Source organism: Variovorax sp. 38R (assembly GCF_014843395.1).
Classification (GTDB): domain Bacteria; phylum Pseudomonadota; class Gammaproteobacteria; order Burkholderiales; family Burkholderiaceae_C; genus Variovorax; species Variovorax paradoxus_H.
Genome location: NZ_CP062121.1, coordinates 2,945,164 through 2,971,830 on the forward strand (window position 1 = coordinate 2,945,164; position 26,667 = coordinate 2,971,830).

General features: G+C 69.7%; 25 protein-coding genes. 22 read left to right on the forward strand and 3 right to left on the reverse strand.

Going from position 1 to position 26,667, the window contains the following annotated elements:
* The first annotated feature begins 3 nt into the window (after positions 1-3).
* From IG196_RS13415 to IG196_RS13475, 13 genes are all read left to right on the forward strand, one after another.
* Positions 4-1,014: a FecCD family ABC transporter permease gene (locus IG196_RS13415; RefSeq protein WP_192196543.1), complete on the forward strand. Its 1,011-nt coding sequence runs from the start codon at positions 4-6 to the stop codon at positions 1,012-1,014.
* Positions 1,011-1,793, forward strand: coding sequence for an ABC transporter ATP-binding protein (locus IG196_RS13420; protein WP_192196544.1), 783 nt, complete (start codon positions 1,011-1,013; stop codon positions 1,791-1,793). Before IG196_RS13415 ends, IG196_RS13420 begins: the two co-directional genes overlap by 4 nt.
* Before the next feature lie 304 nt (positions 1,794-2,097).
* On the forward strand, positions 2,098-2,667 hold the full coding sequence (gene cobO, locus IG196_RS13425) for a cob(I)yrinic acid a,c-diamide adenosyltransferase (RefSeq protein ID WP_095745107.1): 570 nt from the start codon (positions 2,098-2,100) through the stop codon (positions 2,665-2,667).
* 5 nt (positions 2,668-2,672) lie between these two features.
* Positions 2,673-3,371 (forward strand): 5,6-dimethylbenzimidazole synthase, encoded by a 699-nt coding sequence (bluB, locus tag IG196_RS13430; RefSeq protein ID WP_192196545.1) that lies wholly within the window; start codon positions 2,673-2,675, stop codon positions 3,369-3,371.
* Positions 3,371-3,844 (forward strand): MotA/TolQ/ExbB proton channel family protein, encoded by a 474-nt coding sequence (locus tag IG196_RS13435; RefSeq protein WP_095745109.1) that lies wholly within the window; start codon positions 3,371-3,373, stop codon positions 3,842-3,844. The genes bluB and IG196_RS13435 overlap by 1 nt, the downstream gene beginning before the upstream one ends.
* Positions 3,841-4,194, forward strand: coding sequence for a DUF2149 domain-containing protein (locus IG196_RS13440; protein WP_099796761.1), 354 nt, complete (start codon positions 3,841-3,843; stop codon positions 4,192-4,194). Before IG196_RS13435 ends, IG196_RS13440 begins: the two co-directional genes overlap by 4 nt.
* A gap of 53 nt (positions 4,195-4,247) precedes the next feature.
* On the forward strand, positions 4,248-8,186 hold the full coding sequence (gene cobN / locus IG196_RS13445) for a cobaltochelatase subunit CobN (RefSeq protein ID WP_192196546.1): 3,939 nt from the start codon (positions 4,248-4,250) through the stop codon (positions 8,184-8,186).
* Between the two features lie 18 nt (positions 8,187-8,204).
* Positions 8,205-9,185, forward strand: a complete 981-nt coding sequence (cbiB, locus tag IG196_RS13450) for an adenosylcobinamide-phosphate synthase CbiB (protein ID WP_192197002.1) — start codon at positions 8,205-8,207, stop codon at positions 9,183-9,185.
* The gene (locus IG196_RS13455; protein ID WP_192196547.1) at positions 9,182-10,192 is read left to right on the forward strand and encodes an aminotransferase class I/II-fold pyridoxal phosphate-dependent enzyme; all 1,011 of its coding nucleotides are present in this window, start codon (positions 9,182-9,184) and stop codon (positions 10,190-10,192) included. Before cbiB ends, IG196_RS13455 begins: the two co-directional genes overlap by 4 nt.
* A gap of 53 nt (positions 10,193-10,245) precedes the next feature.
* Positions 10,246-10,599 carry a CidA/LrgA family protein gene (locus IG196_RS13460; RefSeq protein ID WP_099796764.1) on the forward strand — a complete coding sequence of 118 codons (354 nt, stop codon included), beginning with the start codon at positions 10,246-10,248 and terminating at the stop codon, positions 10,597-10,599.
* Positions 10,596-11,324, forward strand: coding sequence for an LrgB family protein (locus tag IG196_RS13465; RefSeq protein WP_099796765.1), 729 nt, complete (start codon positions 10,596-10,598; stop codon positions 11,322-11,324). The genes IG196_RS13460 and IG196_RS13465 overlap by 4 nt, the downstream gene beginning before the upstream one ends.
* A gap of 39 nt (positions 11,325-11,363) precedes the next feature.
* Positions 11,364-11,828 carry an OsmC family protein gene (locus IG196_RS13470; protein ID WP_192196548.1) on the forward strand — a complete coding sequence of 155 codons (465 nt, stop codon included), beginning with the start codon at positions 11,364-11,366 and terminating at the stop codon, positions 11,826-11,828.
* 93 nt (positions 11,829-11,921) lie between these two features.
* Entirely contained in the window at positions 11,922-12,548 is a 627-nt protein-coding gene (locus tag IG196_RS13475; protein ID WP_192196549.1) for an FMN-binding negative transcriptional regulator, read from the forward strand.
* 19 nt (positions 12,549-12,567) lie between these two features.
* On the opposite strand, the gene IG196_RS13480 is transcribed toward IG196_RS13475, so the two are convergent.
* Positions 12,568-13,482: a LysR family transcriptional regulator gene (locus IG196_RS13480; protein WP_153284468.1), complete on the reverse strand. Its 915-nt coding sequence runs from the start codon at positions 13,480-13,482 to the stop codon at positions 12,568-12,570.
* 181 nt (positions 13,483-13,663) lie between these two features.
* Here IG196_RS13480 and IG196_RS13485 point away from each other — a divergent pair, with 181 nt between their 5' ends.
* The 4 genes from IG196_RS13485 (at position 13,664) to IG196_RS13500 (ending at position 20,786) form a co-directional block, all read left to right on the forward strand.
* Complete coding sequence (locus IG196_RS13485) at positions 13,664-14,545, forward strand: alpha/beta hydrolase (protein ID WP_192196550.1); 882 nt, start codon at positions 13,664-13,666, stop codon at positions 14,543-14,545.
* 155 nt (positions 14,546-14,700) lie between these two features.
* Positions 14,701-15,954, forward strand: a complete 1,254-nt coding sequence (locus tag IG196_RS13490; protein ID WP_192196551.1) for an efflux RND transporter periplasmic adaptor subunit — start codon at positions 14,701-14,703, stop codon at positions 15,952-15,954.
* Positions 15,955-15,994: 40 nt separating this feature from the next.
* On the forward strand, positions 15,995-19,267 hold the full coding sequence (locus IG196_RS13495) for an efflux RND transporter permease subunit (protein WP_192196552.1): 3,273 nt from the start codon (positions 15,995-15,997) through the stop codon (positions 19,265-19,267).
* A gap of 25 nt (positions 19,268-19,292) precedes the next feature.
* Positions 19,293-20,786 (forward strand): efflux transporter outer membrane subunit, encoded by a 1,494-nt coding sequence (locus IG196_RS13500; RefSeq protein ID WP_192196553.1) that lies wholly within the window; start codon positions 19,293-19,295, stop codon positions 20,784-20,786.
* Between the two features lie 15 nt (positions 20,787-20,801).
* On the opposite strand, the gene IG196_RS13505 is transcribed toward IG196_RS13500, so the two are convergent.
* Positions 20,802-21,347, reverse strand: a complete 546-nt coding sequence (locus IG196_RS13505) for a MarR family winged helix-turn-helix transcriptional regulator (protein ID WP_192197003.1) — start codon at positions 21,345-21,347, stop codon at positions 20,802-20,804.
* Between the two features lie 135 nt (positions 21,348-21,482).
* Between IG196_RS13505 and IG196_RS13510 the strand changes: the two genes are divergently transcribed.
* Positions 21,483-22,472 (forward strand): tripartite tricarboxylate transporter substrate-binding protein, encoded by a 990-nt coding sequence (locus IG196_RS13510; protein ID WP_192196554.1) that lies wholly within the window; start codon positions 21,483-21,485, stop codon positions 22,470-22,472.
* A gap of 10 nt (positions 22,473-22,482) precedes the next feature.
* On the opposite strand, the gene IG196_RS13515 is transcribed toward IG196_RS13510, so the two are convergent.
* Complete coding sequence (locus IG196_RS13515; RefSeq protein ID WP_192196555.1) at positions 22,483-22,707, reverse strand: hypothetical protein; 225 nt, start codon at positions 22,705-22,707, stop codon at positions 22,483-22,485.
* A gap of 92 nt (positions 22,708-22,799) precedes the next feature.
* Here IG196_RS13515 and IG196_RS13520 point away from each other — a divergent pair, with 92 nt between their 5' ends.
* Genes IG196_RS13520 through IG196_RS13535 form a run of 4 tightly spaced genes read left to right on the forward strand, consistent with a single transcriptional unit; the run spans position 22,800 to position 26,666 of the window.
* Positions 22,800-24,266: a cobyric acid synthase gene (locus IG196_RS13520; protein ID WP_192196556.1), complete on the forward strand. Its 1,467-nt coding sequence runs from the start codon at positions 22,800-22,802 to the stop codon at positions 24,264-24,266.
* On the forward strand, positions 24,263-25,306 hold the full coding sequence (cobT, locus tag IG196_RS13525) for a nicotinate-nucleotide--dimethylbenzimidazole phosphoribosyltransferase (RefSeq protein ID WP_192196557.1): 1,044 nt from the start codon (positions 24,263-24,265) through the stop codon (positions 25,304-25,306). Before IG196_RS13520 ends, cobT begins: the two co-directional genes overlap by 4 nt.
* Positions 25,303-26,097, forward strand: a complete 795-nt coding sequence (locus IG196_RS13530; protein ID WP_192196558.1) for an adenosylcobinamide-GDP ribazoletransferase — start codon at positions 25,303-25,305, stop codon at positions 26,095-26,097. The genes cobT and IG196_RS13530 overlap by 4 nt, the downstream gene beginning before the upstream one ends.
* Positions 26,094-26,666, forward strand: coding sequence for a histidine phosphatase family protein (locus tag IG196_RS13535; protein WP_192196559.1), 573 nt, complete (start codon positions 26,094-26,096; stop codon positions 26,664-26,666). Before IG196_RS13530 ends, IG196_RS13535 begins: the two co-directional genes overlap by 4 nt.
* Position 26,667: the final 1 nt, after the last annotated feature.

Consider the following 26,667-nt stretch of genomic DNA (forward strand, 5'->3'; position numbering starts at 1 on the left):
GGCATGCACTCCGCCCATCTGCGTCGCGTGCTGCTGCTCGGTGCCGGCTTGCTGGTGCTGGGCGGTGCGTTGCTGCTCTTCGGCCTGGGCATCGGCAGCACCGGTTTCCAGAGCCTGCTGTCCGCGCGGCACGACCCGGTGGCGCTGCAGATCGTCTGGGACATCCGCCTGCCGCGCACCCTCGGCGCATGGCTCGCGGGCGCGCTGCTCGGCCTCGCGGGCGCGGTGGCGCAAGGACTGTTCCGCAATCCGCTGGCCGATCCGTACCTGCTGGGCAGTGCCTCGGGCGCATCGCTCGGCGTGGCGCTGGCGCTGATGCTGTTCGGCGGCTCCGTCACCAGCACGCAATGGGTGATGCGCATCGGGCTCACCGGCGCGGCTTTCGTCGGCGCCGTGGCCGCGGTGCTGCTCACGCTGACGCTGGCGCGCGGCGTGCAACAGACCCTGCGGCTGCTGCTCGCAGGCGTGATCGTCGGCGTGGTGCTGGGCGCCGCCAAGGACCTCATCACCATCGCCTCGGCCGACATCCTGCAGGCGCTGCAGGGCTTCGTGCTCGGCAGCACGGGCCTGGTCGGCTGGACCGCCTGCGCCGTGATGGCGGCCGTCGGCGCGGCCTGCCTGCTGCTGGCCTGGGCGCTCGCGCCGGTGCTCGACGGGCTCGCGCTCGGCGAGGCCACGGCGCGCAGCCTCGGGTTGCCGCTCGGCGGCATGCGCGCCGCGCTGGTGGCGGTGCTGGCGCTGGCGACCGGCGCCGCCGTCGCGCAGACAGGCCTGATCGCTTTCGTCGGCCTGGCCGCACCGCACCTGGTGCGCTCGGTGGTCAAGACCACGCACGCGCGGCTGATCGTGCTGTCGGCGTTGATGGGTGGGCTGCTGCTGATGGCGGCCGACCTGCTCGCGCGCTGGCTGATCGCACCGCAGGAACTGCCGGTGGGCGTGCTCACGGCCGTGCTCGGCGGCAGCTACCTGCTGTGGCTGATGCACCGACGTGGCGCGAAGGGAGGCGGACTTTGAGCCGCAACCCATCCGCCGCGCTCGAAGCGCACGGCCTCAGCGCCACGCTCGGGTCGGTCGAGGTGCTGCACAGCATCGACCTGTCGCTGGCGGCCGGCCGATGGACCAGCATCGTCGGCCCAAATGGCGCCGGCAAGTCGACGCTGTTGAAGGCGTTGGCCGGCCTGCTCGCACACCGCGGCGAGGTGCGGCTTTTCGGCGATGCACAGGCTGCCGTGCCGGCCCGCGTGCGCGCACGGCGCCTGTCGTGGCTCGGCCAGAGTGGCACGGGCGAGGGCAGCGCAGATGACCTGATGGTCTACGACGTCGCCATGCTCGGGCGCCTGCCGCACCAGCGCTGGTTGGCTGCGCCGAGCGAAGGCGATCGCGATGCCGTGGAGCGCGCACTGCGCAGCACCCAGGCTTGGGATTGGCGCGACCGTCCGCTGGGGCAACTGTCGGGCGGTGAACGTCAACGCGTGCTGCTGGCGCGGGCGCTGGCGGTCGAGGCCGAGCTGCTGTTGATGGATGAACCACTCGCCAATCTCGACCCGCCGCATCAAGCGGACTGGATGAAGACGGCACGCGAACTGGTCGCGCAAGGCCGCACCGTGGTCAGCGTGTTGCACGAACTGCCGATGGCGCTGGCTGCGGACGAACTGGTGGTGATGAATCGGGGGCGGGTGACGCATCACGGTGCTTGCTCCGACCCCGTGACGCACGCGGCGCTCGAGCAGGTGTTCGACCATCGGATTCGCGTGCATCGCGTGGCCGATCAGTGGATCGCGTTGCCGCTATGACGCCTCGCGCATCGAGTCATCCAGGGCGCGCTCCCGCCGACGGGGCACCTTGCTCCGCGAATGTCCCCCGGCCTGCGGCCTCCTCCTTGATTTCGCTACGCAAGGCACCCCATCGACGTGAGCGTCGGGCGGTGCGGTTGTTGATCGACCAGCACAACGACCGCGCTCAGTGTGCGCAGGGCACTGGGTGCTTCCCGCAGCGAAATCAAGGAGGAGGGCGAAGGCCGGGGGACATTCGCGGAGGGAAGTACCCGGTGGCCTGTGCACACGCCCTGAACAACGGACACAAGAACAGGACCCTCTCATGCAAATAGAAACCCCTCCCAGCGAAAAGCCCTACGAAAAGCCCGAAGGCGAACGCCGCGGCATCGTCATCGTCAACACAGGCGACGGCAAGGGCAAGAGCACGGCCGCATTCGGCCTCGCGCTGCGCGCACACGGCCGTGGCAAGGCCGTGAAGATCTACCAGTTCATGAAGGTGCCTTCGGCGCGCTTTGGCGAGCACCGCATGTTCGAACAGATCGGCATTCCCATCGAAGGCCTCGGCGACGGCTTCAGCTGGAAGAGCCAGGACCTCGAACGCTCGGGCCAGCTTGCGCGCGACGGCTGGGAAAAGGCCAAGGCCGCGATCCTGTCGGGCGACTTTTTCCTCGTGGTGCTCGACGAGATCACCTACCCGCTGATCTACGGCTGGCTGCCGCTCGAAGGCGTGCTCGAGACCCTGCGCGCGCGCCCGAAGCATGTACACGTTGTGCTCACCGGCCGCCGCTGCCCGCCCGAGATCATCGAGCTGGCCGACACCGTCACCGAGATGCAGATGGTCAAGCACGCGTTCAAGGCCGGCATTCCGGCGCAGCGCGGCATCGAGGACTGAACCCGATGGTGGCGCATGCGTTCGCGGCCGACGAGGCCAAGGCGGTGTACCGCGCCATCCACGAGCGGCGCGACATGCGCCACTTTGCAGGCGGCGAGGTGGCGCCCGAGGTGCTGCGCCGCCTGCTCGACGCCGCGCACCATGCGCCCAGCGTCGGCTTCATGCAGCCGTGGCGCTTCATCCGCGTGCGCGGCGAAAGGCTGCGCAGGCAGTTGCACGAGGTGGTCGAGCGCGAACGTGTGCTCACCGCCCGCGCGCTCGGCCAGCGCGAAGACGAGTTCATGCGCCTCAAGGTGCAGGGCGTGCTCGACGCGGCCGAGCTGCTGGTCGTGACGCTGGCGGACGGCCGCGCGCAGCATGTGTTCGGCCGTCGCACCCTGCCGCAGATGGACCTGGCCTCGGCCTCCTGCGCCATCCAGAACCTCTGGCTCGCGGCACGTGCCGAAGGGCTGGGCATGGGATGGGTGTCGCTGTTCGAACCCGCCGAGCTGAGCGTGCTGCTCGGTCTGCCCGAAGGCGCCGAGCCGATTGCCTTGCTGTGCCTGGGGCCGGTGCATGCGTTCTACGAAGAGCCGATGCTGCAGCGCGAACGCTGGGCGAAGCGCGCGCCGCTTGCCTCGCTGGTGTTCGACGAAAGCTGGGGCCGGCCGTCGGACCTGTTCGATCCTTCTTCCACTTCATCTTCTTCCGTGGAGCCCACCTGATGCTGGCCTTCGACACCGTTCTCTTCGAGCTTGCGCGCCTGTTCCTCTGGCCCGTGACGCTTGGCGTGCTGCTGTCTTTCGTCTATGCGGTGTACTGCCTCGGCGCCTTCGGCATCGAGTGGTGGCAGCGTCGCCGCGATCCGTCGCGCGCGCTGGTGCTGCAACGCCACGCGCAGGCCAGCCAGGAGCAGATGGAGCTGGTCGTGCTCAAGCAGCTCGAAGGCGTGCGCCTGTGCAGCCGCGTGGCGCCGATGCTGGGGCTGATCGCCACCATGATCCCCATGGGCCCGGCGCTCGTGGCGGTGGCCTCGGGCGAATCGCAGGGCGTGGCGCAGAGCCTGGCGCCCGCGTTCGCGGCGGTGATCGTCGCGCTGGCCTCGGCCTCGATCACCTTCGTGGTCTACACCGTGCGCCGCCGCTGGCTCATGCGCGAGCTGGTGATGCTGCTCGATGCGCGGGACAGGTTGTCATGAGCCGACGGCAGTTCTCGATCCTGAGCAGCCTGGACAGCGATGACGACGACCCGGTGCTTTCGACCATCAACCTGATCGACGTCTTCATGGTCGTCATCGGCATGCTGATGATTGCGGTCATCAACAACCCGGTGAACCCGTTCTCGCAGGACAAGGTGACGGTCATTCGCCACGAGGGCCAGCCCGACATGGAGATCATCACGCGCGAAGGCCAGAAGGTGACGCGCTTCAAGGCCAGCGGCGCGACGGGGCAGGGCGACGGTGAAAAGGCGGGCACCGCCTGGCGCCTGAAGGACGGCACGATGATCTACGTGCCGGCGGACGCGGTGCCGGCGTCGGGCGGGAAGTGACGCGGCTTTTCGTCTTCTGGCTCTGGCTTTTGTGCCTTGGGGTGCAGCCTGCGATGGCGGCCGAGTCTCGTGTGGTCGTGCTGAGCACGGCGCTGGTGTCGCCGGCGCGCGTGGTGCGATTGCAGACGGCAGCGCGTGCGACCGGCGTGCCGTTGCAGGTGGTGTCGGCCGCGCAGGACACGCCCGATGCGCTGGCCGCCGCGCTCGATGGTGCGCGCCTGCTGGTCATCGATGCACCGCACCTCAGCGTCGCCCAGTCGGCGGCTGCGCGCTTCGGTGACGTCATCGCGCGCAGCCCGGTTCCCTACGTGCAGATCGGTGAGTTCGCGCTCGTGGCGAAAGGCCAGAAACCACCCGAGGTGCCACCGCTCGCGGCCGAGCACGGCATCGATGCAGCCTGGGCGCAACGGCTGCGCGCCTACTGGCGCTTCCCAGGTGAAGCGAATCTGAAAGCCTCGATGCAGGCGATGGCACGTGTCGGTGATGCAGTCGGGCTGCCTGACCCCGTGCCGTTGCCGCTCGCGGGCTTCTATCACCCCGACTGGCCGCGCGTCGAAACCAACACCGCGACCGTCGAGGCACTGCCGGGCGGACAGGGCACCGTCGCCATCGCGGTCAACAGCGCCACGCTCACCGGCGACGACACCGACTGGCTCGACCGCCTGATCGGCACGCTCGCACAACGCGGCCTGCGCGCCTATGCCTTCTACGGCCCGCGCCAGCAGAAGGATCTGTTCTTCCGCATGACGCACGCTGGCGAGAGCGAGCGTCGCGTGGCCGACCTCCTCATCAACGCCGCGCTGGTGTTCAGCCCGAACGAACGCAAGGCCGAACTCGAACGCATCGGCGTGCCCGTGCTGCAGACGCTGCCGTCGCTGGCCATGGATGCGTCGCAATGGGCGCGCAGCAAGGACGGCCTCGCGCAGACCGACATCGCGGCCTACTACAGTCCGAGCGAACTCACAGGCATGACAGACCCGATGCTTGTGACGGCACGCGACGCCGTCACCGGCAGCCTGCAGCCGCTGCCCGCACAGATCGACGCCGTGGCCGACAAGGCCGCCGCGCTGCTGCGCCTGCGCCGCACGCCCGTCGCCGAGCGCCGCGTGGCGATGCTGGTCTACAACTACCCGCCGGGCGAGGCCAACTTCGGCGCATCGTTCCTCAACGTGCCGCGCAGCGTCGACCGGATGCTGTCCGCGATGCAGGCGGCCGGCTACCGCACCGAGGCACCGGGCGCAGATGCCGTCATCGCGCAGGTGCAGGCCACGATGAAGGCCTACTACCCGACGGCGCAGGGCGGCGACGCGCTGCAGCCGCTGATCGACCAGGGGTTGGCCGACACGCTGCCGCTGTCGCAGTACCTCGCATGGTTCCGCGCGCTGCCCGTGGAGACGCAAGGCCGCATCGAAGCCTACTGGGGCCCGCCCGAAGCGTCGGCCATGCTGCGGCCCGTGGCCGGCGCGCCGGCCTTCGTTGTGCCGCGCGTGCAGTTCGGCCAGGTGGTCGTGCTGCGCCAGCCGCCGCGCTTCGAGCCCGGCACGCAGGTGGCCGACAAGGCGCAGCAGGTGTACCACCGTGCGGCCGTGCCGCTGAGCCACGGCTACCTCGCGACCTACCTCTGGCTGCGCAGCCGCTTCGGCGCCGACGCACTGGTGCACGTGGGCACGCACGGCACGGTCGAGTGGTCGGCGGGCAAGGAGCGCGGGCTCTCGGTGCAGGACGATCCGCTGCTCGCGCTGGGCGATGTGCCCAACGTCTACCCGTACATCATGGACAACCTCGGCGAAGCGACCACCGCGAAGCGCCGCGGTCGCGCGACGATGGTGAGCCATTCGACACCGATGTTCGCGCCCGCAGGCTTCCGCCCCGGCGTGCGCGAAATGCACGACCGCCTGCACGACTGGGAAACGCTGGCGCCCGGCGCGGTGAAGACCGCGATGGAGCGGCGCCTCACCGCCGACTTCGTCGCCCAGCACTACGACCGTGACCTGCAATGGACGCCCGCACGCATCCGCGCCGATTTCGCCGGCTTCATCGCCGTGCTTCATCCGTACCTCGACGAGCTGGCGCAGACCGCGCAACCGCTGGGCCTGGCGACCTTCGGCGAGGCGCCCGATGCGCAGCGGCGGCGCCAGACCATCCTGCAGATCCTCGGCAAGCCCGTGGCGCAGGCGATGGGCGAAGACCTGGACGAGATGTTCCTGACCGATGCGCAGGGCATTGCAGCGTCGAAGCCTGCGCGTTGGCTGGAAGCCGTGCTGGCGGGCCATGACACGGCCGACGCTGAACCTTTGCGCGCCCTGGCCGCACGGGCCCGCGCACTCGACGCGGTGCTGGCTCACAACGAAGAAATCGAAGGCCTGCTCACCGCGCTCGACGGCCGCTACCTGAAATCGCGCTACGGCGGCGACCCGGTGCGCGACCCCGACAGCCTGCCGACCGGCCGCAACCTCTACGGCTTCGACCCCAGCCGCGTGCCCACGCGCGCCGCCTGGGACACCGGCGTCGCCGCGATGGACGAATGGATCGCTGCACACGCCCGCACCCACGGCGGCCGGCCGCCGCAAAAGATCGCCTTCACGCTCTGGGCCGGCGAGGCTTCGCGCCACCAGGGCGTGACCGAGAGCCAGGCCTTCCACGCACTCGGCGTGAAGCCGCGCTGGGACGAAGCCGGGCGCATGGTCGGCATCGAGATCGTGCCGGCCGCGGTGCTGAAACGGCCGCGCATGGACGTGCTGATCAGCGTCACCGGTTCGTACCGCGACCAGTTCCCGCACGTGATGCGCTGGCTCGACGAGGCCGTGCAGCAGGTGGCCGCGCTCGACGAGCCCGGCAACGCGGTCGCGCAACACAGCGAGGCGATGGCGCGCACGCTGCGCGCCGAGGGCGCGACGGCGGCCGAGGCGCGGCGCTGGTCGACCGCGCGCGTGTTCTCGAACGAGCAGGGCAGCTACGGCGCCGGGCTCGAAGAAGCGGTGCTCGCCACCGAACTCTGGAAGGGCCAGCAGCGCGGCGGCGGCGACGCGCAGATGGCCGGGCTCTACATGGACCGCATGGGCCACGCCTACGGGCGCGGCCTCGACGGCGCGACGCGCGCGGGCGCCTTCGCGGGCAACCTCGCGCAGGTCGATGCGGCGCTGATGGCGCGCACCTCCAATCTCTACGGCGTGCTGACCAACGACGACCCGTTCCAGTACCTGGGCGGCATCGCACTCGCCGTGCGCCACCTCACGGGCAAGGACCCGGCGCTGTACGTGCAGAACCTGCGCGACGGCGCGGCCGTGCGCACCGACACCGCCGCTGGCGCCATCGCGCGCGAGATGCAGACGCGCTACCTGCATCCCCAGTGGATCGAGGCGCAGAAGGCCGAGGGCTACAGCGGCGCGCTGCAGGTGCTCAAGACCGCGCAGTTCCTCTGGGGCTGGCAGGCGACCGCGCCCGCGGCCGTGCGCGCGGACCACTGGCAGTCGCTGCACGAGGTGTATGTGCACGACACCTACAAGCTCGGCACGCGGCAGTGGCTGGAGCGCGAGAACCGCGCCGCCTTCGCGCAGACGCTGGAACGCATGCTCGATGCCGTGCGGCTGAACTACTGGAAGCCCGATGTCGCGACGCGGCGCGAGCTGGCGCAGGCCTACACGGAGGCGGTGCGCGCCACGGGGCTGCGGGAGCGGAACGAGGCGGTGCAGCGGTTTGCGCAGGCGGCGTTGGTGCCATCACCATCGGCTGTGACTGCACCTGCGCCGGTCGTTGCCACGCCGCCCATCGCGCCCGTCGAAGCGCCGACGCCTGCGCCCGAATCGCCCACCACGCCAGATCTGGCCCAGCCCGTGACCGGCCTCCAGCTGAAGCCCATCGCCGACACCCCATCGCCCCCGCCACCATCCGCCGTGCTGCCGCGCCTGCTCGCCGCATTCGGCGCCGCCTTGCTGCTGGCCATCGGCGCGCTGGTGCAATGGCGGCGCGGCCGGGCCATGCCCGCCGCCTGATTCACGAGAATGCCTTCCATGCCCGCGCTCGATCCCTTCACCGTCTTCGCCCTCGCGCTGGTCGCCGCCCTGTGGCTGGCACTGGCCGTCGACCGCTGGCTGGGCGAGCCGCCTGCAGCGCTGCATCCCGTCGTGTGGATGGGCCGCTACCTGGACTGGATCGGCAGCCGCCTCGCACCGCGTGCCGCCGACGCGAAGCCGCGCGACCTGCCGGGCTTCGCGATGGGCGCGCTCGGCTGGTGCGTGGGCGCGATGGCTGCGTTCGCCGTCGCGTCGGCGGTGCAGAGCCTGGCGATGCAATGGCTGCCGGTCTGGGCCATGGCCGTGGTGCTCGGGCTCGCGTTCAAGCCGCTCTTTGCATGGCGCATGCTGCGCGACGAGGTGCTGGCGGTCGAGACCGCACTGGGCGAATCGCTCGACGCCGGCCGCGCACGGCTCGCGCGCCTCGTGAGCCGCGATGTCTCGGTGCTGAGCGAGCGCGAGGTGCGAGAAAGCGCCATCGAATCGCTGGCCGAGAACCTCAACGACTCGCTGGTGGCGCCCGTGTTCTGGTTCGTGCTGTTCGGCCTGCCGGGCGCGGCGCTCTACCGCTTCGCCAACACCGCCGATGCCATGTGGGGCTACCGCGGCGAACGCGGTGGGCGCGACTGGACCTGGTTCGGCAAGTGGGCCGCACGTGCCGACGACGTGCTCTCGTGGCTGCCCGCGCGCCTCACCGTGCTGCTGCTGGCGCTCGCGGCCGGCCGCTGGCCGCGCGGCGTGGCCCGCGAAGCGCGCCGCACACCGTCGCCCAACAGCGGCTGGCCGATGGGCGCGATGGCGCTGCTGCTGGGTGTGCGGCTTGCGAAGCCGGGTGTCTATGCGCTGAACGGGGAAGGGCGCGCCGCCACCTCGGCCGACACCGCGCGCACGGCGCAGCTCGGCGAACGGGCGGCGTGGGGGCTGGCAGTGATCGCTTCGCTGGCGATGCTGTCGCCGCTGCTGGCGAGGTGGGCATGATGAATCAAGCCATGGTGCACGGCGGCCCCGACGAGACGGGCGCCGCGCCGCACGACTTCTCGACCAACGGCAACGCGGTCGGCTCGTGTCCCGTGGTGCTGGCCGCACTGCGCGAGGCCGACGCGGCGCACTATCCCGATCCGCGCTACACCGCGCTGCGCGCCGCGCTCGCCGATTTCCACGGCGTGTCCGTGGAGCGCATCGCGATCGCCGCGAGCGCGAGCGAATTCATCCACCGCATCAGCGCTGCCGTGGCGCAGAACGGCGGTGGAGATGTCTGGCTGCCCGCACACAGCTACGGCGATTACGAACGCGCCGCCGGGGCCTGGGGCCTCGGCGTGCGGCGCGCGCCCGAAGAGGCCGACGGCGCCGCGTTGCGCTGGTGCTGCGAACCGTCGAGCCCGTTCGGCCAGCCGCAGTCCGACATCGCGCAGCATGCCGCGAGCGATGTGGTCTGCGTGCTCGACATGGCCTATGAACCGCTGCGCCTCGAAGGCCAGCCGTCGCACGACGACGCGCAGCGCGACCGCGTCTGGCAACTGTGGACACCGAACAAGGCCATGGGCCTCACCGGCATCCGCGCTGCCTACGCCATCGCGCCCGCGAACGTCGACGTGGCCGGCCCGCTGCTGGAGCGGCTCGAGCGCATCGCGCCGTCGTGGCCGCTGGGCACACACGGCGTGGCGCTGCTCACCACTTGGACCACCGACGAAGCGCAAGGCTGGCTCGCGCGCAGCCTCGACATCCTGCGCGACTGGAAGGCGCGGCAACGCGCCGTCTGCGAATCGCTCGGTTGGGAGGTGCTGCCCGGCGACGCCAACTTCTTCGGCGCACGGCCTGACACGCCGTATCCGCCCCGCGCTGCCGCGCTGCGCGCCGAGGGCATCAAGCTGCGCGACTGCGCCTCCTTCGGCCTGCCGGGGCACCTGCGCCTGGGCGTGCTGCCGCCGGCCAGCCAGCAGGCATTGAAGGCCGCGTGGGCACGGGCCGCACGACACAGCGGCTGAACGCACCTCGCACCACAATAGGGCTGTCGCAAAAAAGGAAAACAAACAGGCCCATGCTCTACGCCATCACCACGCTCTTTCTGTGCCAGCTCGCGGGCGAACTGCTCGTGCAATGGCTGTCGCTGCCGATCCCCGGTCCGCTGATCGGCATGCTGCTGCTCTTCGTCGGCCTGCTCGTGCGTGGCGGCGTGCCGGAAGCGCTGACCGACACGTCGGGCCATCTGCTGCGCAACCTGATGCTGCTGTTCATTCCGGCGGTGACCGGCGTCATGCTGCATTTCGAGCGCGTGGGGCGCGAGTGGCTGCCGTTCCTGGCGGCCGGTGTCGTGGGCGGCGCCTTCACCATGGCGGTGACCGCGCTCACGCTGCGCTGGATGATCCGCATCACCGGCAAGGACGCTGAATGAACGCGCCCGCCAAACTCTCCGAGATCTGGGTCTTCCTGGCCCAGTCGCCGCTGCTGTGGCTGTCGCTCACGCTGCTGGCCTATCTGGGCGCGCTGTGGCTGCACGCGCGCAGCGGACGCAACCCGATGGTCAATCCGGTGCTGGTGTCGGTGATCGTCATCGTGGGCGTGCTGCTGCTCACACGCACGCCCTACGACACCTACTTTGAAGGCGCCAAGTTCGTCCACTTCCTCATCGGCCCGGCCACCGTGGCGCTGGCCGTGCCGCTGTACAGCCAGGTCGGTCGCCTGCGGCGCCTGTGGCTGCCGATCGGCGTGGCGCTGCTGGTGGGCTCGGTGGCTGCCATCGTGTCGGCCATCGGCATCGGCTGGGTGCTCGGTGGTTCGCACGAACTGCTGATGTCGCTCGCACCCAAGTCGGCCACCATGCCGATCGCGATGGGCGTGGCCGAAAAGATCGGCGGCCTGCCGTCGCTGGCGGCCGTGGCTGCAGCCATCGCCGGCATCTCGGGCGCGATCATGGCCACCGGTTTGCTGAACCTGCTGCGCATCAAGGAACCCGCGGTACGCGGCTTTGCGGTCGGCATGGCGGCACACGGCATCGGCACCGCGCGGGCCATCCAGGTGAACGAAACCGCAGGTGCCTTCTCGGCGCTGGCGATGGGGCTCAACGGCATCGCGACCGCGCTGCTGGTGCCGCTGATCGTGAAGCTGATGAGCGTCTGACATCCATTCATTCATTTCATTCATCGAGGAGCACGACCCATGTCCGAGTACACCGCCGAGATCGTCTGGGAGCGGGGCGACCAGGACTTCCTGGCCAACACCTACAGCCGCCACCATGTGCTGCGCTTCGACGGTGGTGCCGAGGTGCCGGGCTCTTCGTCGCCGCATGTGGTGCCGCTGCCGTTCTCCGATGCGTCTGCCGTCGATCCGGAAGAGATGTTCGTGGCCTCGCTGTCCAGCTGCCACATGCTGTGGTTCCTCACCATGGCGGTGAAGCGCAAGTTCGTGGTCGACCGTTATGTCGACGCGGCCACGGGCGTGATGGAAAAGAACGCTGAGGGAAAGATGGCGATGACTCTGGTCACGCTGCGACCACAGGTGAGCTTTTCGGGTGAGAACCTGCCGACGCGGGAGCAGATCGAGCACTTGCACCATCGGGCGCACGAGGAGTGCTTCATTGCGAATTCGGTGAAGACTGAGGTGCGGTGCGAGCCGGTCTACTGACCTGCGACGGGGTAGGGTGACCTCCATGCGACTGTGATGGAGGGGAGGGGGCGCAATACTTGGTGGGCATCGATCCCCCGAAAGGTCTCCCCCGTGCACATCCAGCCCCTCTTCGCCGTCGAAGCGCTTGACGAGCTTCACCGGCTCATGCGCGCTTATCCGCTGGCCACGCTCTTCACGGTCGTGGGCAGCTCGGTCGATGCGAACCTGTTGCCACTGGAGGTGATCGACCGCGGCCCGCACGGCGTTCTGGCAGGTCACGTGGCCCGCAGCCATTCCCTATGGACCAGCGAGGCGCGCGAGGGGTGCGACGTCACCGTCGTGTTCCAGAGTCCGAACGCGTTCATCTCCCCGCGCTGGTACGTCAATGGCCAGCGCAGCGGGCGGCTGGCGCCGAGCTGGAACTACATCGCAGTGCAGGCGACGGGGCGGTTGCGGTTCATCGAAGACGGGGCCTGGCTGCGCTCGCACCTCGAAGCGCTGACACAGTCGCAGGAAGCAAATCGCGAAGAGCCTTGGTCGCTCGCCGATGCATCGCCCGAGTTCGTCGAAGACGCACTGCAGCGGCTGGTCGGCTTCGAGATCGACATCCTCGCGCTGACCGGCAAGCGCTTTCTCTCGCAGCAGCGCACCGAGGCCGACCGGCGCAGCCTGGTCGAGCACCTGTCCAGGGAAGAAGCGCCGTCGGCGCGCGCCGTGGCAGCGCTGATCCAGCCCTGAAGGGCCGGAAAGAAGCCCCTCAGCGCTTCTGCAACCGCGGATTCTTCGCAAACAGATCCGCCGCCCAGTCCACAAACGCCCGCACCTTCGCACTCAGGTGCCGGTTCGGCGGGTACACCACATGAATCGGCAGCGGGTCGCGCTGCCAGTCGGCCAGCACCTCGACGAGTTCGCCGGTTTCCAGCAGCGGCTCGGCCGAGAAGGTGATGCACTGCGACAGGCCGAAGCCCGCGAGCACGGCCGTCATGTGCGCGTTGCTCTCGTTGACCGACACGCGGTAGGGGCCGTTCAGCTCGATGTACTCGTCGCCCTTCTTGAACTCGTGCGGGTACACGCGCCGGGTGGTGCCCGAGAAGTAGCTCACGACGTGGTGGCGCTTCTCGATGTCGTTGGGATGCTGCGGCGCACCATAGCGCTTGATGTAGGCCGGCGAGGCCACGGTGACGAAGTGCAGGGTGCCGATGCGGCGCGCCACCAGCGACTGGTCGCTGAGTTCACCCGCGCGGATCACGCAGTCGACGTTGTCGCTGATCAGGTCGACGGTGCGGTCGCTCACACCCAGGTCGACCTGGATGTCGGGGTAGCGGTCGCAGAAGCTGGCCAGGTTGGGCAGGATGATCTGCTGCGCCACCGAGGTGCCCACATCGATGCGCAGCCGCCCCGTGGGGTTGGCCTGCGCATTCGTCATGCTGGCTTCCATGTCGTCGAAGTCGTTCAGCAGCCGCGCCGCGCGCTCGAAGTAGGCGGCGCCGTCGGGCGTGACGGTCACGCGTCGCGTCGTGCGGTTGAGCAGCTTCACGTGCAGGCGCGCTTCCAGCGCCTGGATCTGCTTGGTGACGGTGCCCTTGGGCAGGGCCAGAGAGTCGGCGGCACGGGTGAAGGTGCCGGCTTCCACCACGCGGACAAAGATCCGCATTGCCTGGATTTGATCCATCGAATGCCTGTTCAGGGAGACCGGCGTATGCCGGAAGGAGGCGGATTCTCACACAAGGAACGCACCCCTATGGTGTGTCCGATTGTTCTCCGTTTGGAAACAGAGTAGGGCTGTGTTTCCTGTTTCAACGCGCATGTAGCGCCTTATATTTCAACCATCGCCCATATCCCTGAGGTCGCCCATGTCACCCCGTCCATCGTCCCGGTCCGCTGAAGCTGCTGCGCTTGCCGCGGCACAAGGCGTGGAGTCCGATCTGTCGATCGAGCTGCCCGGCCGCGAGCCCGTGGCTGCCCGTGTCTACGGTCAGCGTCCACGGGGTGAGACCGTGCCGCTGGTGCTGCACTTCCATGGCGGCACCTTCATCTGCGGCAACCTCGACAACGGCCGCAATGTGGCCCGGCTGCTGGCTGGCGCGGGTGCGGTGGTGGTGTCGCTCGACTACCCGCTGGCCCCGGCGGCCCCGTTCCCGGAGCCGGTCGAGGTGGGCTATGCGGCGCTCGAATGGCTCTACAAGCAGCGCGTGAAGCTCGGCGGCAAGGGCGCCCAGGTGTACCTGGCCGGCGAAGAGGCCGGCGGCAACCTGGCGGCCAGCGTGGCCCTGGTGGCCCGCGACCGCGCCCATCCGCCGCTGGCAGGCCAGATCCTGCTGTCGCCCATGCTCGACCCGTGCGCCGGCACCGCCTCGCTGCGCAATGCCACGAACGACGAAGCCGAATGCCGCTGGGCCACGGGCTGGGCCAAGTATTTGAGCTGTCCGTCGAACGCCACGCACCCCTATGCGGTGCCGAGCGGATCGCTGCGGCTGGCCGCCCTGGCACCGGCGCTGGTGCTGGTGGGGCCCGACGACGCGATGCGCGACGAGGCCATGACCTTCGCAGGCCGGCTGCGGTCGGCCGGCATCGAGGTCACGAGCAGCGTGCTGACCGGCGCCGACAACTGGCCCAAGGCGCTGTACGACACCGAGGCCGTGGGATGCGCATCCTGCGAAGCCAGCGTGCAGCAGCACTTCCGCGAGTTCTTCAGCGCCACCACACCGCCCCCGGCGGTCCCTGAGCCCAGCTAGACCCGCGAGGGTCCGCTCCTCCCCCTGAACCAAGCCGCCGCCTCCACCGAGGCGGGTGGCAGGGCTTTCTGTTCTCTGAATTCCGCCTCCTGACGCCGCCGGCGCCGGGATGGCCTGTTGCATCCCGAAAAAGTCATCGAGAAGGACGAACCATCATGTCGAACAAGAACGAACACACGCTGTCTTCCACCGCCCGCAAGGGGCTGTGGCCTGCCGTGACCGGCCTCACCGCGGTGCTGGCCGTGGCCGCCGCGGTGGTGGGCATGTACAGCTTCAAGGCCGAGGCGACCGCCCCGGTGGCCGCGCAACAGGGCACGCCGGTGTCGGTGGCCACCGTGGCGTCGAGCGAGATCAACGCCTGGGACGAGTTCTCGGGCCGCCTCGAAGCCGTGGAGCGCGTCGATGTGCGCTCGCGCGTGGCGGGCGCCGTGCAGTCGGTGCACTTTCGCGAAGGCGCGCTGGTGAAGCAGGGCGACCTGCTGATCACCATCGACCGCGCACCGTACGTTGCCGAGGTGGAGCGTGCCGAAGCGCAGGTTGCCTCGGCCCAAGCCCGCCAGGCCTTCAGCCGCAGCGAGCAGGAACGCGCCAAGCGCCTGTGGGACGAGCAGGCCATCGCGCAGCGTGAACTCGACGAGCGCGTGAACGCCGGCCGCGAAGCCGAAGCCAACCTGCGCGCCGCGCAAGCCTCGCTGCAGACCGCACGCCTGAGCCTGGGCTACACCCAGGTGCGCGCACCGGTGTCGGGCCGCATCGGCAAGCTCGAAGTGACCGTGGGCAACCTGGTGGCCGCCGGCCCCGGCGCGCCCGTGCTGACCACGCTGGTGTCGGTGAGCCCGATCTACGCGAGCTTCGACGCCGACGAGCAGGTGATCACCCGCGCGCTGAAGGACCTGCCGGCCAACGCCGGCGCCCGCGGCCAGATCGACACGATCCCCGTGCAGATGGGCACCGCCGGCCTGGAAGGCACCCCCTTCACCGGCAAGCTGCAGCTGATCGACAACCAGGTCGACGCCCGCAGCGGCACCGTGCGTGTGCGCGCCTCGTTCGACAACAAGGACGGCGCGCTCATTCCCGGCCAGTTCGCCCGCATCCGCATGGGCCAGGCCCGCAACGACACCGCGCTGCTGGTGAGCGAGCGTGCCATTGGCACCGACCAGAACAAGAAGTTCGTGATGGTCGTGGGTGACGACAACAAGGCCATGTACCGCGAGGTGACGCTGGGTGGGCCCATCAACGGTCTGCGCGTCGTGAGCAAGGGCCTGAAGGCCGGCGATCGCGTGGTGGTGAACGGCCTGCAGCACATCCGCCCGGGTGCACTGGTGGTGCCGCAGACCGTGACCATGGACGCCAAGGCGGACACGAAGCAACAACAACCGGAACGCGTGGCCGAGGCCGCGAAGTCCTGATTTCGGAGGAGGGCGCCCTGGCGCCCGCCGGAGAACCAACATGAATCTCTCAAAATTCTTCATCGACAGGCCGATCTTTGCCGGCGTGCTGTCGCTACTGATGCTGATCGCGGGCCTGATTGCGCTGCGCGGCCTGCCGATCTCGGAGTACCCCGAAGTCGCGCCGCCTTCGGTGGTGGTGCGCGCAACGTACCCCGGCGCCAACCCGAAGGTGATTGCTGAAACGGTGGCCACGCCGCTCGAAGAGCAGATCAACGGCGTCGAAGGCATGCTCTACATGGGCAGCCAGGCGACGACCGACGGCGTGATGACGCTGACCGTCACCTTCCGCCTCGGCACCGATCCCGACAAGGCCCAGCAACTGGTGCAGAACCGCGTCTCGCAAGCCGAGCCGCGCCTGCCCGAAGAAGTGCGGCGCCTGGGCATCACGACCGTCAAGAGCGCGCCCGACCTGACGATGGTGGTTCACCTCGTCTCGCCGAACAACCGCTACGACATCAACTACCTGCGCAACTACGCGGTGCTGAACGTGAAGGACCCGCTGGCGCGCATCGAAGGCGTGGGCCAGGTCCAGATCTTCGGCGGCGGCGACTACTCCATGCGCGTCTGGCTCGACCCGCAGAAGGTCGCGCAGCGCGGCCTCTCGGCCAGCGACGTGGTGGCTGCGATTCGTGGCCAGAACGTGCAGGCCGCGGCCGGTGTGGTCGGCGCATCGCCGGGCCTGTCGGGCGTGGACATGCAGCTGTCGATCAATGCGCAAGGGCGCCTGCAGAGCGAAGAAGAGTTCGGCGACATCATCGTCAAGAGCGGCACCGACGGCGCCGTCACGCGCCTGCGCGACATCGGCCGCCTCGAAATGGGCGCCGCCGACTACTCGCTGCGTTCGCTGCTGAACAACGACCCGGCCGTCGGCATGGGCGTGTTCCAGGCACCGGGCTCCAACGCGCTCGACATCTCGTCCAACGTCCGCAAGACGATGGAAGAGCTGAACAAGAACATGCCCGAAGGCCTGGAATACCGCATCGCCTACGACCCGACGCAGTTCGTGCGCGCATCGATCGAATCGGTGATCCACACGCTGCTCGAAGCCATCGCTCTGGTGGTGCTGGTGGTGATCCTGTTCCTGCAAACGTGGCGCGCTTCCATCATTCCGCTGCTGGCCGTGCCGGTGTCGGTGATCGGTACCTTCGCGGTGCTGCACGTCCTCGGTTTCTCGATCAACGCGCTGAGCCTGTTCGGGCTGGTGCTGGCGATCGGCATCGTGGTGGACGACGCCATCGTGGTGGTGGAGAACGTCGAGCGCAACATCGAGGCCGGGCTCACGCCGCGTGAAGCCACGTACCGCGCCATGCGCGAAGTGTCGGGCCCCATCATCGCGATCGCGCTGGTGCTCGTGGCCGTGTTCGTGCCGCTGGCGTTCATCAGCGGTCTCACGGGCCAGTTCTACAAGCAGTTCGCGGTGACCATCGCGATCTCGACGGTGATCTCGGCCATCAACTCGCTGACGCTGTCGCCTGCTCTTGCGGCACTGCTGCTGCGCGGCCACGACCAACCGAAGGACGCACTGACGCGCGGCATGGACAAGGCCTTCGGCTGGCTGTTCCGCGGCTTCAACAAGTTCTTCCATCGCGGCTCCGAGGCCTACAGCGGCGGCGTCAAGCGCGTGATCTCGCGCAAGACGCTGATGCTGGTGATCTACCTCGCGCTGGTCGGCGTGACCTTCGGCCTCTTCAAGGCGGTGCCCAGCGGCTTCGTGCCGGCGCAGGACAAGCAGTACCTCATCGGTTTTGCGCAACTGCCCGACGGTGCCACGCTCGACCGCACGGAAGAGGTGATCACCCGCATGGGCGAGATCATGAAGAAGAACCCGAACGTGGAAGACGCCATTGCCTTCCCGGGCCTGTCGATCAACGGCTTCACCAACAGCTCGAACTCGGGCATCGTGTTCGCCACGCTCAAGCCCTTCGACCAGCGCAAGCGCGCCGACCAGAGCGGCGGGGCGGTGGCCGGCCAGCTCAACGGTGCGTTCTCGAGCATCCAGGACGCGTTCATCGTGATGTTCCCGCCGCCGCCGGTGGCAGGCCTGGGCACGACCGGCGGCTTCAAGCTGCAGATCGAAGACCGCGCCTCGGTCGGCTACGACCAGATGGACGTCGCAGTGAAGGCCTTCATGGCCAAGGCGTATGCAGCGCCCGAGCTGACGGGCATGTTCACGAGCTGGCAGGTCAACGTGCCGCAGCTGTACGCCGACATCGACCGCACCAAGGCGCGCCAGCTCGGCGTGCCCGTGACGGACATCTTCGACACGATGCAGATCTACCTCGGTAGCCTGTATGCCAACGACTTCAACAAGTTCGGCCGCACGTACTCCGTGCGCGTCCAGGCCGATGCGCCGTACCGCGCCCGTGCCGAAGACGTCGGCATGCTGAAGGTGCGCTCGACCTCGGGCGAGATGGTGCCGCTGGCCGCGCTGATGAAGGTCAATTCGACCTTCGGCCCGGAACGCGCCATGCGCTACAACGGCTACCTGGCCGCCGACATCAACGGCGGCCCGGCCCCCGGTTATTCGTCGGGCCAGGCGCAGGACGTGATCACCAAGATCGCGGCCGAGACGCTGCCCAAGGGCGTGAGCTTCGAGTGGACCGAGCTGACGTACCAGGAAATCCTGGCCGGCAACTCCGCCTTCCTGGTGTTTCCGCTGGCGATCCTGCTGGTGTTCCTGGTGCTGGCCGCGCAGTACGAAAGCCTGACGCTGCCGATCGCGATCATCTTGATCGTGCCCATGGGCATCATGGCCGCGATGGCGGGCGTGTGGATCTCGGGGGGTGACAACAACGTCTTCACGCAGATCGGGTTGATCGTGCTGGTGGGGCTGAGTGCGAAGAACGCGATTCTGATCGTGGAGTTCGCACGGGAGCTGGAGTTCGCCGGACGCACGCCGATTCAGGCCGCGATCGAAGCGAGTCGCCTGCGCCTGCGCCCCATCTTGATGACCTCGCTGGCCTTCGTGATGGGTGTGCTGCCCCTGGTGCTCTCGACCGGTGCCGGCTCCGAGATGCGCAAGGCGATGGGCGTGGCGGTGTTCGCCGGAATGATCGGCGTGACGGCCTTCGGCCTGTTCCTGACGCCGGTGTTCTACGTGCTGATGCGCCGCCTGGCGGGCAACCGGCCGCTCAAGCTGCACGGCGAAGTGCCGCACGGCGACGACTTCGTGTCGGCCGACCATCCGGTGGCGCCTTCGCACGGTGGCGGTGGTGGCGGGCTGCACCCGGTGCCGGCCTCGCCGCGCCCCTCGCATGGCGCGCATGACTGATCGACAAGAAGAAAGAAGGTTTTCCATGACATTCGGAATCCCCACCCTGATGCGCCCGCTGCGCACCGCCATGCTGCCGCTGGTGGCAGCCCTCGTGCTGGCAGGTTGCGCCAGCGTGCCTTCGGGCATGCCTTCGGTGCCGACCGCGGCCCAGTTCAAGGAACAGCCGCAGCAGCAACCGGGCGCCACGGCGCCGGCCGGCTTCACCCGGGCCACGCCCGCCGAGGCGCAACCGCGCGGCGAGTGGTGGCTGGCGTTCAACGACCCGGTGCTCAACACGCTCGTCGAGCGTGCCGCGGTCGACAACGCCAACATCCAGGCCGCCGCCGCGCGGCTGGCCGAGGCCCGTGCGCTGGCACGCAGCGCGCAGGCCGACCGCCTGCCGCAGATCGGCCTGGGCGCCGGCGCCAACCGCGGTGCGGGCCTGGACAAGGCCACGGCCAGCACCCGGCCGGGCACCATGACCAACATCGGCGCCACGTTCTCGTACGAGGTCGACCTGTTCGGTCGTCTCTCGGGCGCGGCCGATGCGGCCAAGCTCGACGCGGCGGGCCGCGAGGCGCTGCTGCAGAGCACCCGGCTCGCGGTGCAGGCCGAAGTGGCGCAGACCTACCTGCAGCTGCGCGCGCTCGATGCCGAACGCGTGCTGGTGCGCGAATCGGTCGCCGCCTACCGCGACACGCTGCGCCTGACGCAGCGCCGCCAGCAGGCCGGCGACATCGCCGAGCTCGACGTGGCGCGCGTGCAGACCGAGGTGTCGTCCACCGAATCGGACGCGCTCGCGCTCGACCGCCAGCGGGCCCAGGTGGAACACGCGCTGGCCGTGCTGGTGGGCGATTCGGCCTCCAGCTTCGGCATGCGGCCCGACGACTGGGGCACCGCGCTGCCGGTCATTCCGCCGGGCGTGCCGTCCACCGTGCTCACGCGCCGGCCCGACGTGTCGGCCGCGCAGAGCGCTGTCATGGCGGCGCAGGCCCGCGTGGGCGTGGCGCAGACCGCGTGGTTCCCGAACATCTCGCTGACCGGCGCGGCCGGCTACGCCTCGCCCGAGATCGGCGACCTCTTCAAGTGGTCAGCCCGCTCGTGGGGCGTGGGCGCGCTGCTGTCGCTGCCGATCTTCGACGGCGGCCGTCGCGAAGCCGGCGTACAGGGTGCCAACGCCCAGCTCGACGGTGCGCTGGCCAGCTACCGCTCGCAGGTGCTGGTGGCGTTCCAGGAGGTCGAAGACCAGCTGGCCGCGATCCGCATCCTGCAGGAGCAGTCGGTGGTGCAGGCGCAGGCCGTGACCTCGGCGCAGCGCGCCACCAGCCTGTCGGACACGCGCTATCGCAACGGCTACGTGAGCCAGCTCGACCTGCTCGACGCGCGCCGCAGCGAGCTGCGCAACCGGCGCCAGGCGCTGCAGGTGAAGTCGGCCCAGTACCAGGCGACCGTGGGGCTGATCCGCGCGATCGGCGGCGGCTGGGAAGTGCCGGGTGCCGTGGCGTCGGCCGACGCACCGCGCGGCCCGCAGAGCTGAGCGGGCCCGCAGGCCCTACGCGCCCCGCATCGGCCAGCGGTGGCGCGTGCCGCCCGAACGGCGGTCGGCCTTCTCGGGCACCAGGCCTTGCGCGCTCAGCGCGCTGCCGCGCTGCTCGAGCCGCTGCAGGCATTGCAGCAGGATCTCGATGTGCGCGGGGTCCATGCCTTCGAGCAGGCCGGTGTTGAGGTCGGCCACCCGCGAGAACAGGTCGTCATAGAGCTGGCGTCCTGCCGGGCTCAGTTGGACATGCACCTCGCGGCGGTCCTTGGCGTCCCGGCGCCGTTCCACCAACTGCTTTTCGACCAGGCTGCCCAGTCCGCGCGAGGTGCGCACGCGGTCCAGGTTCAGTTGTTCCGACAGCGTGGAGGAGGTGATCTCTCCGGTCTGCGCGAGCGTGCCGATCATTCCCCATTCGCGGCGCGTGATGCCGAAACCACCTTCGACGAGGCGCGTGGCCATGCCGCTGCCGGCGCGCGCGGCGCGCGAGAGCCGGTAAAGCAGAAGGTCGTCGAGGGAGCGGGGCGCGAGCAGCGCGGCCGCGTCGGGGAAGGCTGGCACGGAAGAACTCACGGGGTCGAGGGTGTGGTGGCGCCGCCTCGGCGGGCAATGATGGATTAGATCAACTATTTGTTACCTGAATATAAACAACGTAACAAAAGCCGGCCACCTGCCGCCGGCGATACAGGAGATCCCATGCCCTTTCTTTGGTCCCGGCGAAGCCTCGCCGCCAGCTGCCTCGCGCTCGCGATCGGCGGCGCCGTGGTGCCCGCGCAGGCACAGACGCCAGCGCCAGCGCTCGAGGGCCCGCTCACGCTGGTCGTCGGCTATGCGCCCGGCGGCAGCACCGACCGGATCGCGCGGCTGATCGCCGAGCGGCTCGGCCCCCAACTCGGCGTGGCGGTGACGGTGGAAAACCGTGCGGGCGAGGGCGGCCGTCTGGCGGCCAAGCAATTGCGGCGCGCGCCCGCGAGCGAGAACGTGCTGATGCTCGGCAACCCCGCCGTGATGATGGTGGCGCCGCTCGTGCTCAAGGACGCCGGCTACGACCCCGACAAGGACTTCGTGCCGGTCACGCAGGTCAGCAGCTACGACTTCGCGCTGGCCGTGGGCCAGAAGCTGCAGCTCGACCGCGCGATGTTCCTCGTGGGCCGGCTTTGGGCGCATCCCGAGGAGGCGGTGTTCGGCGTGCCGGCAACGGGCAGCCTGCCGCACTTCTTCGGCCTGATGGTGGGCGATGCCTTGAGCGTGCAGCCGCAGATCAAGGGCTACGGCGGCTCGGCGCCGCTGCTGGCCGACCTGAGCGGCGGTTCGCTGCCGATCGCCATCGACACGCTGGACTCGCTCTATGCGCAGCACGTGGCCGGCAAGATCCGCATCCTGGCCGTGTCGGGCAAGAAGCGCGCGAGCTTCGCGCCCGCCGTGCCGACCTTCCGCGAGGCCGGCATGAAGATCGATGCCGACGGCTGGAACACCTTCTTCGCGCCGAGCAGCATGCCGCCCGCCAAGGTGCAGTTGCTGGCCGGCAAGATCCGCGAGGTGATGCAGGACCCGGGGCTGCAGAAGGCGGCTGATGCGCTGTACATCCGGCCGGTGGTCAGCAGCAATGCCGAGACCGTGCAGATGCTCAAGGCCTACCGCCAGCAGTGGGAGCCGGTGGTGCGGCGTTCGGGCTTCTCGCCCTGAGTGAGCGCGCTCAGTCGCTGGCGTCGGGCGAGGCCGTGGCGCTGAGCTTCTGCAGCTGCGCCACGCCCATCGCCAGCGCGTTCGAATAGCTGCCTTCGGCGCGCACGGCCCGGCGGTAGACGCGGTAGTCGAGCGCCTCGGCGTCGCCGTTGTCCTGTGCTTCGAGCAGGACCCAGCGGAACCGGCCCGGTTCGGTTTCTTCGACGGTGAGCGCCAGGTGGTTGAGGGCGGACATGATTTTCCGGAGGCAGCCCGAAGGGGCCGCCTCCCTTGGTACGTCTGAGTCGGCCTTCCGGTTTCAGTTCGGCGCTCAACGACAATCTCCCGATGAGTTCTAGAGCGACAAACGGGCCGGCGCGCTGCGTCATGGTCCTGGGCACCACGAGCGGCGCCGGCAAGAGCTGGCTGGCCACCGCGCTGTGCCGCTGGTATGCGCGCCAGGGGTTGCGGGTGGCGCCGTTCAAGGCGCAGAACATGAGCAACAACGCCCGCGTGGTCGAGGGCGGCGAGATCGGCAGCGCCCAGTACTTCCAGGCCCTGGCCGCCAACGCCGTGCCCGACGTGCGCATGAACCCGCTGCTGCTCAAGCCCGAGCGCGACACCCACAGCCAGCTGGTGCTGATGGGGCAGGTGAGCGAGTCGCTGTCGACCCTGCCGTGGCGCGGGCGCAGCGAACGCGTCTGGCCGCAGATCGTGCAGGCCTTCGACGAGCTGCGTGCCGAGAACGACGTGGTCGTGATCGAAGGCGCGGGTTCGCCGGCCGAGATCAACCTCATGGCCAGCGACATCGTCAACATGCGCGTCGCCCGCCATGCCCAGGCGCGCTGCCTGCTCGCAACCGACATCGACCGCGGGGGTGCCTTCGCCCACCTGTACGGCACCTGGGCGCTGCTGCCCGAGGCCGACCGGGCGCTGATCAACGGCTTCGTGCTCAACAAATTCCGGGGCGATGCCTCGCTGCTGGCGCCCGCGCCGCAGCAGCTGCAAGAGCTGACCGGCGTGCCCACCGTGGCGACGCTGCCGATGTGGTGGCAGCACGGCCTGCCCGAGGAAGACGGCGTGTTCGACGACCGCAGCCGCGCCAGCGGCGTGGTCACGCGCACCGTGGCGGTGGTCGCGTACCCGCGCCTGAGCAACCTCGACGAATTCCAGGCGCTGAAGAACGTGCCCGGCGTGCGCCTGGTCTGGGCCCGCACGCCGGCCGACGTGGCCGGCGCCGACTGGATCGTGCTGCCGGGCTCCAAGCACACGAGCGGCGACCTGGCCTGGCTGCGTGCGCAGGGGTTGGACCGTGCGGTGGCCGAGCACGCGGGGCGCGGCGGCGCGGTGCTGGGTGTTTGCGGCGGGCTGCAGATGCTGGGCGAGGCGCTGGTCGATCCGCACGGCATCGATGGCAACGCACCGGGGCTCGGGTTGCTGCCGCTCGTGACTGTGTTCGAGCGCGAGAAGACCGTGCGGCACCGCGAGGCGACCTTCGCCAGCGACCTTGTCGCGGGCCCCTGGGCCGCGCTGTCGGGCGTGCGCATTGCCGGTTATGAAATCCACCACGGCCAGACCGCGGCCCACCCGCAACTGGCCCACGACGGCCGTGCCGTGATGCCCGAGGGCCTGGCCTGGCAGAACGCGCGCGGCAACGTGCTGGGCCTCTATCTGCACGGCCTGTTCGAAGACCCGGCCGCGCTGCAGGCGCTGTTCGGCACCACGGCGCCCACGTTGGACGCCACCTTCGACGGCCTGGCCGACTTCATCGACACCCACTTCGACGCCGGCGTGCTCGCTGGCCTGATCGCATGACCGACACCGATTTGATTCCCGCCGTTCCAGACATCGCCGACGCCGCGCTCGCGGCGCGCCTGCAGGCCGCGCTCGACAACAAGACCAAGCCGGTCGGCGCACTGGGCCGCCTCGAAGTGCTGGCGCTGCGCATCGGCGCCATCCTCGGCACCGAGCAGCCCGTGCTCGACGCGCCGCAGATGCTGGTGTGCGCGGGCGACCACGGGCTGGCGGCGCGCGGCGTGTCGGCCTACCCGAGTGACGTGACCTGGCAGATGGTCGAGAACTTCCTGGCCGGCGGTGCGGCCGTGAGCGTGCTGGCGCGCCAGCACGGCCTGGCGCTCACCGTGGTCGATTGCGGCGTGCGACGCGACTTCCAGCCGCGCCCCGGCCTGGTGTCACGGCGCATCGCCGCCGGCACGGCCGACGCGTCGGCTGGCCCCGCCATGACGCCCGAACAGTGCGCTCGGGCCATCGCCAATGGCCGCGAGGTCGTGCGTGCGCTGCCGGGCAACGCGCTGCTGCTGGGCGAAATGGGCATCGGCAACAGCTCGTCTGCCGCGCTGCTGCTGTCGCGCCTGGCCGGGCTGGAGATCGGCCTGTGCACCGGCGCCGGAACGGGGCTCGACGCCGACGGCCTCGCACGCAAGCGCGAAGTGCTGCGCGAGGTGCTCGCATTGCACGCCGGCGCGATCGCGCCGCTCGAAGCGCTGGCCGCGTTCGGCGGCTTCGAGGTGGCGACGTTGGTCGGCGCGGTGCTGCAGGCGGCGCAGGAGCGGCGCGTGATCGTGGTCGATGGCTTCATCGCCAGCGCCGCCGTGCTCGTCGCGCAGGCGATCCGTCCGCAGGTGAAGCAGCGCTGCGTGGCGGCGCACAGCTCGGCCGAGCCGGGGCATGCGCTGCTGCTGAAGCATCTCGGGCTCGAGCCCTTGCTGAACCTCGACCTGCGCCTGGGCGAAGGCTCGGGCGGTGCGCTGGCGTGGCCGCTGCTCGAATCGGCCTGCCGCATCCTGCGCGAGATGGCGAGCTTCGAATCGGCGGGTGTGTCGCGCCAGCAATGAACGGCGTGCGCCATTTCCTGCTGGCCGTCCAGTTCTTCACCCGCGTGCCGGTGACGGGAAAACTCGCCGCCTGGGTCGGTTTCAGCCCGCAGATGCTGCGCGCCGCCGCGGCGCACCTACCGGCCATCGGCTGGATCGCGGGTGGGGTGGCCGCAGCGGTGTTCGTCGCCGTGGGCGCCGGCCTGCCGGGCGCCGCCGGGGCCTTTGCGGCGGCCGTGCTGAGCACTGTCGCCACCGTGATGCTCACGGGCGCCTTCCACGAAGACGGCCTGGCCGACGTGGCCGATGGCCTTGGCGGTTCGGCCAGCCGCGAGCGGGCGCTGGAGATCATGAAGGACTCGCGCATCGGCGCCTTCGGTGCGGTCGCGCTGGTGCTGGCGCTGGGCCTGAAGTTCGGCCTGCTCGCTGCGTTGGCCGCGCGCGGGCTCGATGTGGCCGCGGTGTCCATCGTCGGCGCGCATGTGCTGTCGCGGCTGGCGCCGCTGTTCCTGATCCGCTGGCTGCCCTACGTGGGCGACAGCAGTGGCAGCAAGGCCAAGCCGCTGGCCGACGCGATCAGCGGCGGTGCGCTGCTCGTCGCCGTGCTCTGGGCCGCGCCGGCCGTGGCGCTGCTGCTGTGCGCGCACGACGCAGTACACGTGGGCGCGGCACTTGTCGCGCTGGTGCTCGCGGGCGGCTGGATGGCGCGGCTCTTCGTGCGTCGCCTGCAAGGCTTCACGGGCGACGGGCTCGGCGCCACGCAGCAGGTGTGTGAACTGGCGATCTACCTGGCGTTGGCGTGGAAGGCATGAGCACGGCGACGGCCCAGCTCTGGCTGCAGCGCCACGCGCCGGTGATCGCACCGGCGGGCCTGTGCTACGGCGCGACCGACCTCGACGCGCACGCCGACGGAACGCAGGCCGCCGCCGCGCGCATCGCCTCAGTGCTGCCGGCCGGCATCGTGCTGTGGAGTTCGCCGCTGCGGCGCTGCGCCATGCTGGCCGACGCCATTGCCGCGCTGCGGCCCGATCTCTCGGTGCGCCGCGATGTGCGGCTGGCCGAGATGAATTTCGGCGCCTGGGAAGGGCGCCTGTGGTCCGCTGTGGCCCGCGAAGAGTTCGAGGCCTGGACGACCCGTTTCGCCGACGCCCCGGCGGGCGGCGACGGTGAGAGCGTGCGCGTCTTCATGCAGCGCGTGGCTTCAGCCCATGCCGACTGGCTGGCGACCGGCGCCGATGCGCTGTGGGTCACGCATGCCGGCGTGCTGCGGGCGGTGCAGTTGCTGTCGCAGGGCGTGTCATGCCCCGAACGGGCCGATCAATGGCCCAACGACGCGGCGGCTTTCGGCGACTGGCGCGTGGTCGCGGCGCCGGTCGCCTGAC

Excerpts from the sequence above, each read along its gene's own strand:
- IG196_RS13415 (WP_192196543.1), top strand. The coding sequence starts at position 4 with ATGCACTCCGCCCATCTGCGTCGCGTGCTGCTGCTCGGTGCCGGCTTG.
- cobO (WP_095745107.1), top strand. The coding sequence starts at position 2,098 with ATGCAAATAGAAACCCCTCCCAGCGAAAAGCCCTACGAAAAGCCCGAA.
- bluB (WP_192196545.1), top strand. The coding sequence starts at position 2,673 with ATGGTGGCGCATGCGTTCGCGGCCGACGAGGCCAAGGCGGTGTACCGC.
- IG196_RS13435 (WP_095745109.1), top strand. The coding sequence starts at position 3,371 with ATGCTGGCCTTCGACACCGTTCTCTTCGAGCTTGCGCGCCTGTTCCTC.
- IG196_RS13440 (WP_099796761.1), top strand. The coding sequence starts at position 3,841 with ATGAGCCGACGGCAGTTCTCGATCCTGAGCAGCCTGGACAGCGATGAC.
- cobN (WP_192196546.1), top strand. The coding sequence starts at position 4,248 with ATGGCGGCCGAGTCTCGTGTGGTCGTGCTGAGCACGGCGCTGGTGTCG.
- cbiB (WP_192197002.1), top strand. The coding sequence starts at position 8,205 with ATGCCCGCGCTCGATCCCTTCACCGTCTTCGCCCTCGCGCTGGTCGCC.
- IG196_RS13455 (WP_192196547.1), top strand. The coding sequence starts at position 9,182 with ATGATGAATCAAGCCATGGTGCACGGCGGCCCCGACGAGACGGGCGCC.
- IG196_RS13460 (WP_099796764.1), top strand. The coding sequence starts at position 10,246 with ATGCTCTACGCCATCACCACGCTCTTTCTGTGCCAGCTCGCGGGCGAA.
- IG196_RS13465 (WP_099796765.1), top strand. The coding sequence starts at position 10,596 with ATGAACGCGCCCGCCAAACTCTCCGAGATCTGGGTCTTCCTGGCCCAG.
- IG196_RS13470 (WP_192196548.1), top strand. The coding sequence starts at position 11,364 with ATGTCCGAGTACACCGCCGAGATCGTCTGGGAGCGGGGCGACCAGGAC.
- IG196_RS13480 (WP_153284468.1), bottom strand. The coding sequence starts at position 13,482 with ATGGATCAAATCCAGGCAATGCGGATCTTTGTCCGCGTGGTGGAAGCC.
- IG196_RS13485 (WP_192196550.1), top strand. The coding sequence starts at position 13,664 with ATGTCACCCCGTCCATCGTCCCGGTCCGCTGAAGCTGCTGCGCTTGCC.
- IG196_RS13490 (WP_192196551.1), top strand. The coding sequence starts at position 14,701 with ATGTCGAACAAGAACGAACACACGCTGTCTTCCACCGCCCGCAAGGGG.
- IG196_RS13495 (WP_192196552.1), top strand. The coding sequence starts at position 15,995 with ATGAATCTCTCAAAATTCTTCATCGACAGGCCGATCTTTGCCGGCGTG.
- IG196_RS13500 (WP_192196553.1), top strand. The coding sequence starts at position 19,293 with ATGACATTCGGAATCCCCACCCTGATGCGCCCGCTGCGCACCGCCATG.
- IG196_RS13510 (WP_192196554.1), top strand. The coding sequence starts at position 21,483 with ATGCCCTTTCTTTGGTCCCGGCGAAGCCTCGCCGCCAGCTGCCTCGCG.
- IG196_RS13515 (WP_192196555.1), bottom strand. The coding sequence starts at position 22,707 with ATGTCCGCCCTCAACCACCTGGCGCTCACCGTCGAAGAAACCGAACCG.
- IG196_RS13520 (WP_192196556.1), top strand. The coding sequence starts at position 22,800 with ATGAGTTCTAGAGCGACAAACGGGCCGGCGCGCTGCGTCATGGTCCTG.
- cobT (WP_192196557.1), top strand. The coding sequence starts at position 24,263 with ATGACCGACACCGATTTGATTCCCGCCGTTCCAGACATCGCCGACGCC.
- IG196_RS13530 (WP_192196558.1), top strand. The coding sequence starts at position 25,303 with ATGAACGGCGTGCGCCATTTCCTGCTGGCCGTCCAGTTCTTCACCCGC.
- IG196_RS13535 (WP_192196559.1), top strand. The coding sequence starts at position 26,094 with ATGAGCACGGCGACGGCCCAGCTCTGGCTGCAGCGCCACGCGCCGGTG.